This window comes from Spirulina major PCC 6313, assembly GCF_001890765.1.
Classification (GTDB): Bacteria; Cyanobacteriota; Cyanobacteriia; order Cyanobacteriales; family Spirulinaceae; genus Spirulina; species Spirulina major.
In genome coordinates, this window is sequence record NZ_KV878783.1 from 3,948,054 (window position 1) to 3,963,921 (window position 15,868).

General features: G+C 54.1%; 14 protein-coding genes and 2 pseudogenes. 11 read left to right on the forward strand and 5 right to left on the reverse strand.

Annotated elements, in window-relative coordinates:
• Nucleotides 1-76: 76 nt before the first annotated feature.
• Nucleotides 77-865: pseudogene (gene surE, locus SPI6313_RS25195) on the reverse strand (5'/3'-nucleotidase SurE); the annotation flags it as partial.
• Between the two features lie 86 nt (nt 866-951).
• Here surE and pheS point away from each other — a divergent pair.
• Complete coding sequence (pheS, locus tag SPI6313_RS17455; protein ID WP_072622140.1) at nt 952-1,944, forward strand: phenylalanine--tRNA ligase subunit alpha; 993 nt, start codon at nt 952-954, stop codon at nt 1,942-1,944.
• 154 nt (nt 1,945-2,098) lie between these two features.
• Here pheS and SPI6313_RS17460 read toward each other — a convergent pair whose 3' ends face one another.
• From SPI6313_RS17460 to SPI6313_RS17470, 3 genes are read right to left on the reverse strand one after another with little or no spacing between them, the layout of a single operon-like run.
• Nucleotides 2,099-2,380 carry a DUF2470 domain-containing protein gene (locus tag SPI6313_RS17460; protein WP_072622141.1) on the reverse strand — a complete coding sequence of 94 codons (282 nt, stop codon included), beginning with the start codon at nt 2,378-2,380 and terminating at the stop codon, nt 2,099-2,101.
• A 7-nt stretch (nt 2,381-2,387) separates the two neighbouring features.
• Nucleotides 2,388-3,152, reverse strand: coding sequence for a cobalt-precorrin-6A reductase (locus SPI6313_RS17465; RefSeq protein ID WP_072622142.1), 765 nt, complete (start codon nt 3,150-3,152; stop codon nt 2,388-2,390).
• Nucleotides 3,152-3,736 carry a hypothetical protein gene (locus SPI6313_RS17470; RefSeq protein WP_072622143.1) on the reverse strand — a complete coding sequence of 195 codons (585 nt, stop codon included), beginning with the start codon at nt 3,734-3,736 and terminating at the stop codon, nt 3,152-3,154. Before SPI6313_RS17470 ends, SPI6313_RS17465 begins: the two co-directional genes overlap by 1 nt.
• A gap of 33 nt (nt 3,737-3,769) precedes the next feature.
• Here SPI6313_RS17470 and SPI6313_RS17475 point away from each other — a divergent pair, with 33 nt between their 5' ends.
• From SPI6313_RS17475 to SPI6313_RS17500, 6 genes are all read left to right on the forward strand, one after another.
• Entirely contained in the window at nt 3,770-4,873 is a 1,104-nt protein-coding gene (locus SPI6313_RS17475) for a YihY/virulence factor BrkB family protein (protein ID WP_072622144.1), read from the forward strand.
• A gap of 55 nt (nt 4,874-4,928) precedes the next feature.
• Nucleotides 4,929-5,579 carry a uracil phosphoribosyltransferase gene (gene upp / locus SPI6313_RS17480; protein ID WP_072622145.1) on the forward strand — a complete coding sequence of 217 codons (651 nt, stop codon included), beginning with the start codon at nt 4,929-4,931 and terminating at the stop codon, nt 5,577-5,579.
• A gap of 76 nt (nt 5,580-5,655) precedes the next feature.
• Nucleotides 5,656-5,925 (forward strand): ssl2009 family thylakoid membrane protein, encoded by a 270-nt coding sequence (locus SPI6313_RS17485; protein WP_072622146.1) that lies wholly within the window; start codon nt 5,656-5,658, stop codon nt 5,923-5,925.
• Between the two features lie 56 nt (nt 5,926-5,981).
• The gene (locus SPI6313_RS17490; protein WP_072622147.1) at nt 5,982-6,275 is read left to right on the forward strand and encodes a YggT family protein; all 294 of its coding nucleotides are present in this window, start codon (nt 5,982-5,984) and stop codon (nt 6,273-6,275) included.
• An 87-nt stretch (nt 6,276-6,362) separates the two neighbouring features.
• The gene (locus SPI6313_RS17495; protein ID WP_072622148.1) at nt 6,363-7,298 is read left to right on the forward strand and encodes an NAD-dependent epimerase/dehydratase family protein; all 936 of its coding nucleotides are present in this window, start codon (nt 6,363-6,365) and stop codon (nt 7,296-7,298) included.
• 281 nt (nt 7,299-7,579) lie between these two features.
• Nucleotides 7,580-9,415, forward strand: a complete 1,836-nt coding sequence (locus SPI6313_RS17500; RefSeq protein ID WP_072622149.1) for an ATP-binding protein — start codon at nt 7,580-7,582, stop codon at nt 9,413-9,415.
• Nucleotides 9,416-9,858: 443 nt separating this feature from the next.
• On the opposite strand, the gene SPI6313_RS17505 is transcribed toward SPI6313_RS17500, so the two are convergent.
• Nucleotides 9,859-10,218 (reverse strand): DUF1815 family protein, encoded by a 360-nt coding sequence (locus SPI6313_RS17505; RefSeq protein ID WP_072622150.1) that lies wholly within the window; start codon nt 10,216-10,218, stop codon nt 9,859-9,861.
• Nucleotides 10,219-10,623: 405 nt separating this feature from the next.
• Here SPI6313_RS17505 and SPI6313_RS17510 point away from each other — a divergent pair, with 405 nt between their 5' ends.
• The 4 genes and pseudogenes from SPI6313_RS17510 to SPI6313_RS17525 all read left to right on the forward strand — a co-directional run.
• Nucleotides 10,624-12,225 carry an NAD(P)H-quinone oxidoreductase subunit 4 gene (locus SPI6313_RS17510; RefSeq protein ID WP_072622151.1) on the forward strand — a complete coding sequence of 534 codons (1,602 nt, stop codon included), beginning with the start codon at nt 10,624-10,626 and terminating at the stop codon, nt 12,223-12,225.
• 176 nt (nt 12,226-12,401) lie between these two features.
• Nucleotides 12,402-13,754: an AMP-dependent synthetase/ligase gene (locus tag SPI6313_RS17515; protein ID WP_245788861.1), complete on the forward strand. Its 1,353-nt coding sequence runs from the start codon at nt 12,402-12,404 to the stop codon at nt 13,752-13,754.
• A gap of 221 nt (nt 13,755-13,975) precedes the next feature.
• Nucleotides 13,976-15,226, forward strand: coding sequence for an IS4 family transposase (locus SPI6313_RS17520; protein WP_072619200.1), 1,251 nt, complete (start codon nt 13,976-13,978; stop codon nt 15,224-15,226).
• Nucleotides 15,227-15,835: pseudogene (locus SPI6313_RS17525) on the forward strand (acyl-CoA synthetase family protein); the annotation flags it as partial.
• Nucleotides 15,836-15,868 lie beyond the last annotated feature (33 nt).

Sequence of the window (15,868 nt, forward strand, 5' to 3'; positions counted from 1 at the left end):
CGCACCATTCGTAGGGGTGCTGATCATCATAGTCGGCGGGGTTGGGACTGCGGAGGCTAAACCCTTGGAGGCGATCGCGATTCAGATGCTTCAGTAAGGGCGCATGGCTGAGGTCATATTGCAGGGGGGTGAGGGTGATGTAGTTTTGGCGGATGGCTTCGACATCGGTGGGAATGTCCCCATCAACATAGGCATGAATCGGCTGCTCGACTTCTTCCACGGCTTCCCCCGCCAGCCAGTAGTAGCCCTTACCGCGTGGGTCGTAGCGTTGTTCAAACTGTTCGCGATAGCGCCGCAGCCCTTGGCGCGTGAGTGCGACTCCCACAATGTCCGACTCTGGCACCGGGGGAATATTCACATTCAATAAGGCCGGTTCGGGTAAGGGCACGTCGATCAGTTGGGCAAGGAGTTGCACCGCAAACCGAGCAGCCACGGAAAAGTCTTGATGTTTAAAACTGGTGAGGCTGAAGGCAATACTGGGAAATCCTTCGATCGCACCTTCCATGGCGGCGGAAACAGTGCCGGAATAGAGGACATCGGTGCCAAGGTTCGCACCTTGGTTAATCCCGGAGAGGACAAAATCCGGGGGGTCCTTGAGTAAGGCACTGAGGGCGAGTTTGACACAGTCCGAGGGAGTCCCCGAACAGGCCCAGGCTTGGATGGATTCGTGATAGATATCGGCGACGGGATCAACCCGAATCGGTTGGTGAATGGTCAACCCGTGGCCCGTGGCGGAACGTTCGCGGTCTGGACAAACCACGGTGACGTGATGGCCGGCTTCGGCCAAGGTATTCGCGAGGGTGCGTACCCCGATCGCTAAAATACCATCGTCATTACTAATGAGAACACGACAGGCTTTACTCATGAATTCTCTGCAATCCCCTCTGAAAAATCTTGGCCTCTTGATCGCTACACTAGAAGTCAGGCCAATTACCATCAAAACTATCGTCAATGTCCAATCTAGCAGCCCAACTTCAAGAATTACAGACCGAAGCCGCCAGCGCGATCGCATCGGTTCACGATCTAGCCGCCCTTGAGCAAGAACGGGTTGCCTATTTGGGCAAGAAAGGGAAACTCTCACAGATTTTGCGGGGCATGGGGAAATTAAGCGCCGAAGAGCGTCCGCAAATTGGGGCGATCGCCAATGAGGTGAAGACGACGATTCAAACTGATTTGGAGGCGAGGCGCGATCGCCTCGAACAGGCCCAGATCGCCGCCCAACTGGCCGCCGAAACCCTCGATGTCACCATGCCCGGTGTGGCCCGTCCCCTCGGTCGCATCCATCCCCTCAACAGCATCATCGATCGCGTCATTGAAATCTTTGTGGGCCTGGGCTACACCGTCGCCGAAGGCTACGAAATGGAGAGCGACTACTACAACTTTGAAGCCCTCAACACGCCCCCAGAGCACCCCGCCCGTGATATGCAGGATACCTTCTATCTCCCCGACGGCAACCTGCTGCGCACCCACACCTCATCGGTGCAAATCCGCCACATGGAACAAAACGATCCCCCCTTGCGAATCATCGCCCCCGGTCGGGTCTATCGCCGCGATACCGTCGATGCCACCCATTCCGCCGTCTTTCATCAAGTGGAAATTCTCGCCATTGACAAAGGCCTCACCTTCACCGACCTCAAAGGCACATTAAAAGAGTTTGTTCGGCAGATGTTCGGCGAAGAATTGGCGATGCTCTTTCGCGCCAGTTATTTCCCCTTCACGGAACCGTCGGCGGAAGTGGATGTGCAGTGGGAAGGGAAATGGCTCGAAGTGTTGGGCTGTGGCATGGTGGACCCCAATGTGCTGAAAGCCGTGGGCTATGACCCCGAAATTTACAGCGGCTTTGCGGCGGGGTTAGGGGTGGAGCGTTTCGCGATGGTGTTGCACCACATTGATGATATTCGCCGCCTGTACAGTAGTGATCTGCGTTTTTTAAATCAGTTTTAATGCTGATTTAATGCTGAATCCGGTTCCTGGGCCGATATCGTCCGGCGCGATCGCTGAAACATCGAACCCCCTTGGCCCCCGCAAAGCCGGTGCTGAGGACAATGGGCAGTCCGGACGATTAGATTAGATTGTCGGTTTCGATGGTGCTGAACCCCTAACCCTTTTGGCGGGCTTGTTTGAGCATGGCGACGAGGGTATGGTGGGCATCGTCGGAGTCGGTGAGGGTGTGGTCAAATTCAATACGGAGCACTTCGGTGATGCCGTCAACGGTGGCGTTGAGGGTCATGCCCTGGGGGTCAATATCGACCATTTCGGCGGCTTCGGTGGTGGGGCGATCGCCGTAGACTTGGGCATAGAGGGCGATCGCTTCGGCGTGGTCATCGTTCATGTGGGCACAGATGCGATCGCTAACAGCAGAGGTAAGAGGATCAGCCATGGTGAGATCAAGAAAGACAACGGTTACAAAAATTGAGTATATCGTCTTGGTTGTTGGTTTGCCGGGGATAGGCCAAGGCGGGCCGCTCAATCACGATCAATTCCACCCCCAACCGTTGCGCCACCTGTCGCTTCACATCCTCACCCCCTGCCTGGCCCGATGCTTTCGTGACCACCGCTTCAATGTCCCACTGTTGCCACAGGGCTGTTTCTAACTCGATGCTGATCGGGGGGCGAAGGGCGATAATTCGATCCGGGGAAAATCCAGCCTTGAGGGCGGCATCGAGGGCGATCGCACTGGGCAAAATCCGCACAAACAACCTACTCCGCGCCTGCCACGGGGCAAGATCGGCGAGGTAGCGATAGCCAATGGTGAAGAGAATACGGCGATCGCGCCACCCATCCCCCGCAAGAAATGTCCGCCAATCCGGAACCGGGGTCACGGTCGGATGGGGGTCGCGGGGGAGTGATGGCCGTTCATAGCGGAGATAGGGCAGGTTAAGATCCTGCGCAACGGCGATCGCATTCTCGGAAATGTCCCGCGCATAGGGATGAGACGCATCGACAATGCCGCAGATCCGCTGCTTCCGCAGAAAGGCCGGCATCTGTGCCGCCGTTAATGTCCCGACATGAACCCGATACAGGGGGTGATCAGGATATAACCGCTGAGCTTGGGGGGTGGTGACAGTAATCGCGAGGGGGATGGCATGGGGCAGGAGATGAGTAGCGATCGCCTTACTGTCCGCCGTCCCACCAATCAACCAAATCGCCATCACTTCGAGGTCTGAGGCGGAGGCGTGGCCGGAGGTTTTGGCGCTTCCAACAGGGCGACCACCTCCGGCGACATCACATCCACCGGCGCGATCGAAGCCGATGCCGCCACCGATTCCGGCTCATCCTGCCGAGGGGAGGGGGGCGGCAGCGTGCCACCGCGCAGCAGTGTTAATTGTTCCATCGTGTCACCGATGACGGCCGTGAGGTTTTGGCGGGTGTAGCGGTGGTTTTCCTGTTCGTGGCGCAGGGCATCGAGGGCGCGATCGCGCTCCTGCAACACCGCCACTAACTTCTGCCGCAATTGCTCTTCGTTGCGAATCGGAGCCAATTCAGCGGCAAAATTCGTCGGGTTTTGGGCTGTCGTCTCCGGTGTGGACTGCCCGCCCCGCAATTGAGCCTGAAGCGCATCCTGTTGCGCTTGGGCGATTTTGGCCTCTTCGCGACGTTGGCGAGCCTCAGTATTGTAGAGTTTGCGCCAATGGGTCGCGCTGGCTTGGGCCGCATCGCGATCGCGCTCCGCTTCCGCTAACGCCTGTTTCAGGGTACGAATTTCAGCGAGCCACTGCACCAACTCTTCACTCATTAATTCTTTCCACTCGGTAAGCTATAGGCGATTATGGCGATTATAGATCGTCTCCTCCAACTCCTTCGCCCTCCTGTTGCCAACCGTGCCCACTGTGACCGCAAACCCATGAAACTCCCAGCCTGGATTCGCTTTTTTTACTATCTGCGCTGGCCAGCCATTCGGATCACCACCCATCGCGTTTTTCGCCAACGCCTCAACGGACTCGCCGCAGAAATGGCCTATGGCTCAATGTTGGCACTGTTTCCGACGATCCTGGCCTTTCTCACCGCCATTGGTCTCTTTGAAGACTCAATCCAAGGCTGGTTACGGAATCTGCTGGCTCCCTTTAGGGTGGTTAATGATACCTCGCTGCAAACCGTGCTACGGGATGCGGCCAGTGCGCTGCGAATTGTGGTGCCGGATTTGATGTGGCAACTCCTCAGCAACTTTGTTCAGGAAGTCACAGAGCAAAAAAATGGGGGTCTTTTTTCCATTAGTTTCCTCGCCGCGATTTGGATCGCCTCTTCCGCCCTCTGCACCGCCATGAATGCCTTGGATCAGATTCACCGCATTCCGCCCCGGTTGCGTCGTCCCTTTTGGCAATCGCGGGGCGTGGCGATTTTGCTGACGTTGGGGAGTATTGTTCTCTTGGCGATCGCCGCCTTCTTCGTCCTGATCGGCAATCAATTGATCATCTCCACCCTTGCGATCGTCGAACAGTTTCCCCTCTATCGCGTCAAAGACGGAACCTATCTATTTCTGCGCCTGTGGAGCACCCTCAATCTTCCCTTCGTCTTGAGCCTCGTTGTGGTGGCCTTTGTGTTGATGTATCGCTTAGGCCCGAGTCGGTGGCGACCGGAAACCCCGGTCTTACCCGGTGCATTACTCGCCGCCTGTTCCTGGTTGGGGGTCTCCTGGCTCTTTCAGTTCTACGTGGATAATTTTGGAACCTATAACCGGGTCTATGGCGCAGTCGGAACCGTCATGGTCTTGATGTTGTGGCTCTATCTCACCTCCCTGGTGATGTTAGTGGGCAGTCAACTCAACGTCACCGTCGGGGAAATTATGCGCGCCGACCAAGCCCAATCCATTACCCCCCGCGCTCCAAAGCATCCTCCCGCCAAACCCTCCCACGATCCCCCACCCCATCCGTAGATCCAACCCCAAGAACAGAGTATGATAAATCCTTGGTAAGCTGGCAAAAATTCGCATGACCCTACAGTTGCGTGTGTACGTTCCCGATCATCCCCTCGTCAAGCATTGGCTTGGCGTCGCCCGCGATCATGAAACGCCATCCGTGCTCTTTAAAAGTGCGATGACAGAATTGGGGCGCTGGCTCACCTACGAAGCCTGTCGCCACTGGCTGCCCACCGTCGAAACCACTGTCACCACTCCATTAACCGAGACCGCCGCCACCCTCATCGATCCCCGCGTTCCCATCGCTGTGATCCCCGTGTTGCGGGCCGGTCTTGCCCTCCTCGATGGCGCTCAAACCCTCCTCCCCATTGCCTCCACCTATCATCTCGGCCTCGTGCGCAATGAAGAAACCCTCGAAGCCAGTTGTTACTTGAATAAATTACCGGAGCGCTTTGCCCCGGATACCCGGGTTTTAATTCTCGATCCGATGTTGGCTACGGGCGGGTCAATTATGGCGGCCATGGCGGAAGTGGTGCAGCGGGGCGTTGATCCGGCCAATGTGCGGATTGAGTCTGTGGTGGCGGCTCCCCAAGCTCTGCAAAAGCTCAGTGCAGTCTATCCGAGTTTGACGGTGTACACTGCCATCATTGACGAGGGGTTGAATGAGCAGGGCTATATTGTGCCGGGACTGGGGGATGCGGGCGATCGCTCCTTTGGGACGTAAGCAGCGATCGCGAACCATCACACCCCCAAAAAACCGCAATTAACCCAAGACAACGAGCAACAACGAGGTAAACACAATGAGTCAACGTGATGGATTTACAGGTGGATTTTTACTGGGAACCCTAGTCGGCGGTGTCGTCGGCGGTGTCGTCGGTGCGTTGGCAGCCTCAAAACGGTGGACGGATGATCAAGACGATTCCCCAAATCTAGAGAGCAACGATCCGAGTGACGAAACCATTGAAGGGGCCCGCCGCAGTTTAGAAAGCAAAATTTCTCAACTCAATCTTGCCATTGATGATGTGCGCCAACAGCTTGGCTCAGTGAATGGGTCATCCCCAGAGTCATAGGCTGAGCAACCTTGTACAATATCAAGAACAGTCATTTAGCGAGTGATATTTATTTTATGGATGCCAGTGTGGTTCGAGTTCTCGTCGTAGGACTTCAAAATTTCATTCAGCTTTACAGCATTCTGCTGTTAATCCGCGTTCTCTTGACCTGGTTTCAAACAGCCGGTTGGGCCCAGCAAGTGATGGGTGCGTTGAGTCCGATCACCGATCCCTATCTCAATATTTTCCGGTCTTTGATTCCCCCCTTGGGTGGTATTGATATCTCGCCGATGTTGGCCTTTTTTGCCCTCTCGTTCATTGGGCAATTCATTGTTCAATTGGTGGGCGGCCTGTTGTACAGCTTGGTGTAACGGTGTGCAGCGATGCAAATGAAAAAAATCTCACAGGGTGTGCATGGCTGCACCCTGTTTTGGGGTTAAGACGATTAGGAAAAAGCAATGCGAATTTTAATGATGGGGGGAACCCGATTTATCGGGGTGTCTTTAACGCAGCAGTTGGTGGCTCAGGGCCATGATGTGGTGCTGTTTAATCGGGGCAATCACCCGGTTCCTGTGGCGGGCGTGGAGCAGATCCAAGGCGATCGCAAAGACATCGCCACCCTCACGGCAAACCTTCAGGATCAAGAATTTGATGCGGTTTTTGACAATAATGGCCGCGAGCGCAGTGATACGGAGCCATTAGCAGCCCTCTTTACGGGCAAGGTACAGCATTTTGTCTATGTCAGTTCGGCGGGGGTCTATCTCAAAACCGATCAACCGCCCCACATCGAAGGCGATGCCGTTGATCCCAACAGCCGCCACAAGGGCAAACATGAAACGGAGGCTTATCTCGCGGCCAGTGGGCTACCCTGGACATCGGTGCGGCCGGTGTATATCTACGGGCCGCAGAATTATAACGATGTGGAAGCGTGGTTTTTTGATCGGATTGTGCGCGATCGCCCGATTCCGATCCCCGGCGATGGCATGGCGATCACCCAACTCGGTCACGTGGAAGATCTCGCCGCGGCCATGGTGGCGATCCTCGGTAATGACCAAGCTAAGGGGCAAATTTACAACATTTCCGGCGATCGCTTGATCACCTTTAACGGCTTAGCGCGGGCCTGTGCGATCGCCGCCGGCAAAGACCCCGATCAACTCAAACTCGTTCACTTCGACCCCAAAGCCTTCGACTTTGGCAAAAAGAAAGCCTTTCCCCTGCGCGTGCAACACTTTTTCACCGACACCCACAAAGCCAAAAAAGACCTCCAATGGCAGCCCAAATTTGACCTCATCTCCGGCCTGACCGACTCCTTTCAACAGGGCTACCTCCCCTCCGGACGCGGCAGTGCAGCAGTAGATTTCAGCCTCGATGACACGATCTTGCAGCAGTCCTAGCGCCAGACCTCCAGACCGCGTCGCAACATTCGTCCAGATCGCTACAGGCAAGCGGCTGACGTTGATGGTTCCCACGTTTTGATTGTACTCACCGCTTGGTTTAATGTGATCGACACCCTCAGCGCGATCGCACTGGGGGCATTTTCGTGCGGTAATCTCCGTGTTTCTATTTACGTGTTTATGTCAAGGTACAATTACAACAGATTACAAAGATTCATCAAATTCTGCGGGTAAACTTGCGTAGGATAGGGGATAACAACGCAATTTCTTAGAGATGGGCCATGGCCGCAACTATTCTTGTGGTAGATGATGAACCGACCATGCAGGTTCTCGTACAAAAGTCATTTCGGCGCAAGATTCGCAAAGGTGAGTTGGAATTTATCTTCGCCAACAATGGTGTAGAAGCCCTCGAACAAATTGAACAGCATCCCCATGTTGATGTCATGTTGACGGATATCAACATGCCCCGGATGGATGGCTTAACTCTGCTTAACCACCTGGCCAATCGACCTTCACCGACCCCAAAAACGGTGGTCATTTCCGCCTATGGAGATTTTGGCAACATTCGGGCGGCGATGAATCGGGGCGCGTTTGATTTTCTCACTAAGCCGATCAACTTTGATGATTTGGAAATCACCCTGGAACGCACCCTTGAGCATGTGGCCCAACTGCGAGAACGCAATGAAGCCCTGCGCAAAAGTGAAGCCAACAATCGTGCCATGCTGCTCGCGATCCCGGATCTTTTAATTCGGATTGATCGTGAGGGGAATTATCAAGATCTCCGCAATGCCAATCGCACGAATCTCTACAACCCCGAAGCGACGGTGATTGGCAATAATATTAACGCGGTGTTGCCTCCGGAAATTTCCGGTCAATGGATGCAGTTGGCGGAACGGGCATTGGCCACCGGAGAACTGCAACTGTGTGAATATTCCATTGAAATCAATGGAACCCTCGAACATGAAGAGGCGCGGATCGTGGTGACGGGGGAAGATGAGGTGTTGATTATGGTGCGAAATATTAGCGATCGCAAACGGGCCGAAGCCGCCCTCACCACCGCCAAAGAAATCGCTGAAACCGCCAACCGCGCCAAAAGCTCCTTCCTGGCCAGCATGAGCCATGAACTGCGCACCCCCCTCAACGCGATTCTGGGGTTTAGCCAACTCCTCGGCGGCGATCAATCCCTATCCAACGTCCAACGGGATAACCTGTCAATTATTAAACGCAGCGGTGAACATTTACTGATCTTGATTAACGACATTCTGTCCATGTCGAAGCTCGAAGCCGGACAAGTTGAAACAAACTTCACCGCCTTAGATCTCCACAATCTTCTGCAATCTCTCTACGAGATGCACCGTCCTAGAGCCGATCAAAAAGGACTCACCTTAAGCCTAGAAACCAGTCCCGCCGTACCGAGAGGGGTCAAGAGTGATGACAGCAAACTCCGCCAGATTTTCAGTAATCTGATCGGCAACGCGATTAAGTTCACCGATGCGGGAACGGTCAAGATTCAAGCCGATGCCCAACATCATCCCACCGCCAATGATCCCGATCATATCCTGCTCCATGTCAGCGTCACGGATACAGGCCCTGGGATCGAACCCCATGAAATTGAGCTTTTGTTTGAACCCTTTGTGCAAACCAGTAGTGGCCAAAAATCCACGGAAGGGACGGGATTAGGGCTATCGATTAGTCGGGAATATGTGGGGTTGTTGAATGGGGAAATCCTCGTTGATACCCAAGTGGGCCAAGGGTCATGTTTTAGCGTCAGTTTACCGATGCAACCCTGCTCAGTGCATGACATTTCCAGCCCACCGTCGGCCACTGTCATTGATGAAAAAAATGCCGATGCGCTTTTTTTCAAGACTGCATTGGACGACACCACCAACTTTAAAACCCTGCTGGTTCCCAACGATCTTGAAAACCTGCCGTTGGACTGGATTCAATCCCTGCATCAAGCCGCTCTCACCATCGACAATCAAGCAATTCTGGAACTCCTCGATGAAATCGAGACAACCCATCCCAGTTTTAAGGCGAAAGTGATTAAGCTAATTGATCACTTTCATTTTGATGTGCTCTTAGAATTTCTCCAAGAACGCTATCCCGATACGTTTTAAGGAAATTGCCGCGAATTGTCCTGAAACCTGGATATCGTAACGAGGCTTGTGAAGTGCGATCGCCCCAGGATTCAGGCCCCAATGGGCACGGGAAACCGCTCCCGCCGCCGTCGGGATTGAACCCGTAACCGCCAGCCATGCTGCGGCTATTGTGTTGCGGTGCGATCGCCCGAAACGACGGCCCCATATATGAGAAGCGCCATTCCAATTGGAACGGCGCTCCTTGATATTAACCGGGCTTACTATAGTTAAGGTCTTTATGTGCGAATTGACGCTGACCTCATTTGAATTGCTCTAATCATTACAGGGATCAACGTGATCCCAGAATTTTGTAATATTTTCTTTATTTTCTTAACATTCAGCACCAAATCGTAAAGAGCGAGGCAGCCACACCACAGATCGAGCGCCCCTCAAGCGCTGGGAAAAGGGTGCCATGGCTACCATTAGCGCGGGGGAATTGTCGGCATGGTCGCCGCCACAAGCTGCTCTGGATTGGAGTCCGTATGGTATTTCACCAAGTTAGCGAGTTCTTGGAGTTGGCTAATCGCTTCAGCCCCTTCGAGCTTCATCAATTCGCGATCGTCCCGCATTTCCGTCCAGGTGATGCCGTAGTCCGACACCAAAAATCGAATCAAGTGGTTCTCACCCAAGCTCACCATAAATGATGCACTATTCATCTCACCGCCACAGGTGTAGCACGACGCGAGATAGCCGCGTTGCTCTAGCACCATCGCCAAAGCCTGTAGATTCATCACCAAATCCCGAACAAAGGATCGATGTTGTTGTGCGAGTCGTTGAAACATGATGGAATCCTCCGAATGCCATGTACTTTCTTGGATTTTAATCTTTTCTTAATATTCTGGCGGACTGATGCCGAATGACACAGCTCAGAGAAACGATTAGAACAGGTCGTATTTAGACTAATTCAGTGCTTGAACCCAATGACAGTTGCGATCGATCAACACCGTCTATCTTTATACATAAAATTCCTAAAAAGTCAAATTTATTGTTTTTTTGAGCGAATGTTGGGCATCTGCCGGATTCAACTTGCGGTGATCAACGGCGCAGTCAGGGCGAAATCACGAGATCCAGACGCAGGACATCGGGGTTTCAGCACACCGTTTGAACTTTTTTCCAAATTTTGTTTCAAAACTTAGCAAAAGTTAATACAATAGGAACGTGCCCTGAGTATTTATTCTTATCTCTCCATGTTTACCACTCAAGTGCCTTGGCTCACAACCCTGATTTTGCTGCCCATGGTGGCGGCGATCGCTGTCCCCCTCATTCCGGATAAAGACGGGAAAACCCTGCGTTGGTATGGGTTAGGCGTGGGACTTGTCGAACTCGCCTTAACGGTTTATCTCGCTGCCACCCAATTCGATCGCACCGCTGTGGGCTTCCAACTCAGCGAAACCTATGCTTGGCTGCCGCAGTTGGGGGTGAATTGGTCTGTTGCCGTCGATGGCATTTCGTTGCCGCTGTTGGTTTTAACCGCCTTCGTCAATACCTTGGCGTTGATGGCTGCCTGGCGTGTGAGTCATAAGCCTCGGCTGTTTTACGGGCTGATGTTGGCCCTCTACGGTGCGCAGATGGGGGTGTTTGTCGCCAAAGATTTACTGTTATTTTTCACGATGTGGGAACTGGAGTTAGTTCCGGTTTATCTCTTGATTTCGATCTGGGGCGGGCCCAAACGCCTCTATGCTGCGACTAAATTTATTTTGTATACGGCATTAGCCTCCTTATTTATTTTGGTTGCCGGTTTGGGCTTGGCCTTTTCGGGCGATCGCATCACCTTCGACCTCGCTGAACTGGGTCTGAAAGAATACCCCGCCGCCCTCGAACTCTTCGCCTACGTGGGTTTCCTGATCGCCTTTGCCGTCAAACTGCCCATGTTTCCCGTCCACACTTGGCTCCCCGATGCCCACGGTGAAGCCTCCGCCCCCGTCTCCATGGTGCTCGCCGGGATTCTGCTCAAAATGGGCGGTTATGGTTTGATTCGGATGAACATGGAACTCCTCCCCAATGCCCACAGCCACTTTGCCCCCGTCCTCGTGGTGCTGGGTGTGGTTAACATTGTCTACGGAGCCTTCGCCGCCTTCGGACAAACCAATCTTAAACGCCGCCTTGCCTATTCCTCCGTTTCTCACATGGGCTTTGTCTTGATTGGCCTCGCCTCCTTCACGGAAGTCGGCTTAAACGGTGCGATGTTGCAAATGCTCTCCCACGGGTTGATCGCCGCCGCCCTCTTCTTCCTAGCCGGGGCAGCCTACGATCGCACCCACACCCTGATGATGGACGAAATGAGCGGCCTCGCCCAACAGATGCCGAAAATCTTCGCCCTCTTCACCGTCGCCGCCATGGCATCCCTCGCCCTCCCCGGCATGAGCGGCTTCGTCAGCGAACTGACGGTGTTCCTCGGCATGGCCAACAGCGATGCCTATAGCCTCTCGTTCAAAACCGTGATCGTCTTCCTCTCCGCTGTGGGTCTAATTCTCACCCCGATCTATCTCCTCTCGATGCTGCGGGAAGTGTTCTACGGCGATGGGGCTCCGGCTCCGAAGCAGGACAACTGGTTTAGCGATGCGAACCCCCGTGAAGTGTTTATCGCGGTGTGCTTCCTCGTACCGATTATCGGCATTGGTCTCTACCCCAAACTGGCGATGACCAGCTACGACACCAAAACGGTGCATATTGCCCAAAAGGTAGGGGCGGCTCTGCCGATATTCGCCACGGTAGAACCCCAGGAAATGACCGCCGAGCAGGTTCTATTCCCCATCACTCCAGCCTTGATCGCGCCTCAGCTTGATTAAGCGTTGATCTGAAGCCTCAAAATTCGACCAAAATCCTGTTTTCCCTGGGGGAGACAGGATTTTTGAGTTGGGCACGATTCCCCCAGGGCGGTCAACTGAGAATCTGTCCCTGAAGATTCGGGAGGCTGGGGTTTGTTGCCTAGGCTGGGGGGTAATCTGCAATATTTCCGGGTAACATGACAGCAATAGACTCTCCATTGAATGCGATCGCCAAGGGAACCATGCCCACTGACTACGACACCGCCACATCCCTCGCCCAAGTCTGGCAAATCACCTGCCAAAAACACCGGGATATTCTCGCCCTCTACGATCCCCACAGCACCCCAGAGGTGCGCTACACCTACGGCGAAGCCTATCGGGCCATCGAGCAGTTCGCCAGCGGTTTGCAAGCCTTGGGGGTGAAACCGGGGGATAAGGTGGCATTGTTTGCCGATAATAGCCCCCGCTGGTTAATTGCCGATCAAGGGGTGATCTTGACAGGGGCGGCGAATGTGGTGCGTTCGGCCCAAGCCGATCGCTACGAACTCCTCTATATCTATGCAGACAGTGACAGCACCGCGCTGATCGTTCAAGATTTCAAAACCTTGAAGACCCTCCAGCCGGAACTTAGTGAGCAATCGGTCTCGGTGATTATTTTGCTGTCGGATGAAACGCCTGATCCTGAAGGGGCGGTTAGAATGCTCAACTTTGAGCAACTACTCGCCTTGGGTCAACAGCAGCCCTTGACCCCCGTGGCGATCCAACCCTCGGATCTCGTCACCTTGCTCTATACCTCCGGCACGACGGGAAAACCCAAGGGTGTGATGCTGACCCATGGTAATTTGCTCCACCAAATCACGACGTTTATTAGTGCGATTAAACCGACGGCGGGCGATCGCGTCCTCTCCATTCTCCCCAGTTGGCATTCCTACGAGCGGACGGTGGAATATTTCCTCTTCGCCTACGGTTGTTCGCAGATGTACACCAATATTCGCTATTTCAAGCAAGACCTGGCCAGCTTTAAACCGCACTTTATGGTGGGCGTGCCGCGTCTGTGGGAATCGATCTACGAAGGGGTGCAAAAAACCTTCCGGGAAAAATCCGCTCGTCAACAGGCGTTGATTCACTTCTTTTTTGGCTGGTCAGAAAAATACATCCTGGCGCGACGGTTGGCGGATGACCTCGATCTGTTGCGCCCCAACCCATCGGCGAGCGATCGCACCAAAGCCAAACTCAAAGCCGCCCTCCTCAAACCCCTCCATCTCTTGGGCGATCGCCTCGTTTACGGCAAAGTCCGCGCCGCCACCGGTGGCTGCATTAAATACTTCGTCAGCGGCGGCGGCTCCCTCGCCCGTCACATCGACACATTTTACGAACTGATTAACGTTCCTCTGATCGTCGGCTACGGCCTCACCGAAACCGCCCCCGTCGCCACCGTCCGCAGTCGCGAATGTAACCTACGGGGCGCATCGGGCCCGCCGCTGCCCCACACCGAAATTCGCATCGTCCACCCCGAAACCCGCACCCCCCTCCCCGACCTAATCCTGTAGGGGTTTTACTAAGTCATATGTATTAGGGGGTTGAAGATATCCTGAGAGATAAAGCCCAGTAAGGCTATGGAGGTTAGACTATGCCCAAAATGATGAGGAGTAAGCACAGTAGAGATGTCAGAGTTTAGCCAACTCAACGCCTTCCGCCCCCAGGTAAAAAAAGTCTGAACCAAGCCTATGAACGTGCCTACGAAAAACCCAACTTGTCCTTTTCGAGTTGTATGGGCAACAGCTTTAGGCAAACAGTGGCCGGTTTGTTTGCCCGCAAGGACATGAACAGTGCAACGATGTTGTCCGGTCACGTGGCATCCACCCAAGCCCGAGTCCAAGCCAGTGAGAGTGAGTATCTCATCGCGGCTCAGGACACAACGTACTACAACTACTCAGGTCAGACGCAGATGTCGGGATTGGGGAGAATCCAGGGTAAGGTGCGGGGACTGATGCAGCACAATGTGTTGCTCATGGAGCAGGAGGGGCAGCCCCTAGGACTAATCCATCAACAGTACTGGACGCGAGGGGGGGCGATAGATTGGCCGTCGCCGCAAAAAGAATCTCAAAAGTGGTTCAAGGGCTTGGTTGCGGTCAACCAACAAGCCCAAGGGTCAAACCGACGGTGGGTGGTCACCTGTGACCGAGAAGGGGATATTTTCGAGTTCTTCAAAGCTGAGCGTGAGCCCAATGTGGATTTGCTGGTGCGGGTGTGTCAACCCCGCCGCGTCGAAGTGGCTGCCGCCGGAACGGTCTGTCCATTGCCGGATGTCGCTGAGCAGCTCGACGACTACGGGCAGTATTCAGTGCAGATTGAGCGGCTGTATGAGGGCAAGGGACGAACGGTAGACGTGACCTTGCAGTTGCAGGCGGCAACCGTTTACATCTACCCGCGTCAAGATTTGAGCCCCGCTCGCCACAAGACGCAGCCCCTTACGCTGGTTATGGCTACCGAGGTCGCTTGTGTCGATGGGAAAACGCAGGTGGACTGCTTCGACGCTGACAACAGTCTGTGCTGGTCTTTGCTCACCAGTCTACCGGTGGCAACGGCAGCGGATGTCCAACGCATCCTCCGTTTCTATGCTCTGCGTTGGCGCATTGAACGGCTTCACTTCACTCTCAAGTCTGGGGCGTTAAATGTGGAGCGGCTCCAATTTGACGATGTGCATACCTTGGTCAATGCCTTAACTTTTTACTCGGTGGTCGCTTGGCGGCTTCTCGGGTTGACTTATGCCTTGCGTCAAGACCCTGAACAGTCGGCTCAGACGCTTTTTGATGCCGATGAACTCAGGTTGTTGCATCAGCTCTCGGGCCAAGCTGTTGACTCCCTGCGACAGGCTACGCTGGCGTTGACGAAGTTAGTGGGCTTTGCTCCTTCTCGAAGGCAACCACTGCCAGGGGTCAAAGTCCTGGCTATTGCGATTGAACGTTTTTTCTTTGTTAAGCAGGGGGCTCAGGCTGTCTCCAAACCCCTACAGGATTAGCTCCCCGACGGTGAACAGGGTCTCGTGTTGATTCGCGGCCCCCAAGTCATGCAGGGCTATTATAAAAAACCCGAAGCCACCGCCAAAGCCATTGACCCAGAGGGTTGGTTTGACAGCGGCGATTTAGGAATGCTCACCCACGGCGGTAATCTCGTCCTCACCGGACGTGCTAAAGATACGATTGTCCTCAGCAACGGCGAAAACATTGAACCCCAACCCCTCGAAGATGTCTGTGTCCAAAGCCCCTACATTGATCAAATCATGGTCGTGGGTCAGGATCAAAAGATCCTAGGGGCGTTGATCGTGCCGAATCTCGATGCCTTGCAGCAGTGGGTGACGGAACAGGGGTTAAGCCTGACCTTGCCGGAATTGGGCGCGAGCGATCGCCAAGACCTCGATGATCCCGCCATCCATCGCCTCTTTCAAACCGAACTGAAGCAGCGGATCAAAAATCGGCCCGGCTACCGGCGCGATGACCAAATCGCCGTTTTTCGCTTGATTCTCGCACCCTTCTCCATTGAAAATGGTTTACTCACCCAAACCCTGAAAGTCCGTCGCTCGGTAGTAACCGATCGGTATCACGCTATGATTGACGGGATGTTTTCATAATTTATCCACCGCTTTATACTGCCACTCAGAGGA

Excerpts from the sequence above, each read along its gene's own strand:
- pheS (WP_072622140.1), top strand. The coding sequence starts at position 952 with ATGTCCAATCTAGCAGCCCAACTTCAAGAATTACAGACCGAAGCCGCC.
- SPI6313_RS17460 (WP_072622141.1), bottom strand. The coding sequence starts at position 2,380 with ATGGCTGATCCTCTTACCTCTGCTGTTAGCGATCGCATCTGTGCCCAC.
- SPI6313_RS17465 (WP_072622142.1), bottom strand. The coding sequence starts at position 3,152 with ATGGCGATTTGGTTGATTGGTGGGACGGCGGACAGTAAGGCGATCGCT.
- SPI6313_RS17470 (WP_072622143.1), bottom strand. The coding sequence starts at position 3,736 with ATGAGTGAAGAGTTGGTGCAGTGGCTCGCTGAAATTCGTACCCTGAAA.
- SPI6313_RS17475 (WP_072622144.1), top strand. The coding sequence starts at position 3,770 with ATGGCGATTATAGATCGTCTCCTCCAACTCCTTCGCCCTCCTGTTGCC.
- upp (WP_072622145.1), top strand. The coding sequence starts at position 4,929 with ATGACCCTACAGTTGCGTGTGTACGTTCCCGATCATCCCCTCGTCAAG.
- SPI6313_RS17485 (WP_072622146.1), top strand. The coding sequence starts at position 5,656 with ATGAGTCAACGTGATGGATTTACAGGTGGATTTTTACTGGGAACCCTA.
- SPI6313_RS17490 (WP_072622147.1), top strand. The coding sequence starts at position 5,982 with ATGGATGCCAGTGTGGTTCGAGTTCTCGTCGTAGGACTTCAAAATTTC.
- SPI6313_RS17495 (WP_072622148.1), top strand. The coding sequence starts at position 6,363 with ATGCGAATTTTAATGATGGGGGGAACCCGATTTATCGGGGTGTCTTTA.
- SPI6313_RS17500 (WP_072622149.1), top strand. The coding sequence starts at position 7,580 with ATGGCCGCAACTATTCTTGTGGTAGATGATGAACCGACCATGCAGGTT.
- SPI6313_RS17505 (WP_072622150.1), bottom strand. The coding sequence starts at position 10,218 with ATGTTTCAACGACTCGCACAACAACATCGATCCTTTGTTCGGGATTTG.
- SPI6313_RS17510 (WP_072622151.1), top strand. The coding sequence starts at position 10,624 with ATGTTTACCACTCAAGTGCCTTGGCTCACAACCCTGATTTTGCTGCCC.
- SPI6313_RS17515 (WP_245788861.1), top strand. The coding sequence starts at position 12,402 with ATGACAGCAATAGACTCTCCATTGAATGCGATCGCCAAGGGAACCATG.
- SPI6313_RS17520 (WP_072619200.1), top strand. The coding sequence starts at position 13,976 with ATGGGCAACAGCTTTAGGCAAACAGTGGCCGGTTTGTTTGCCCGCAAG.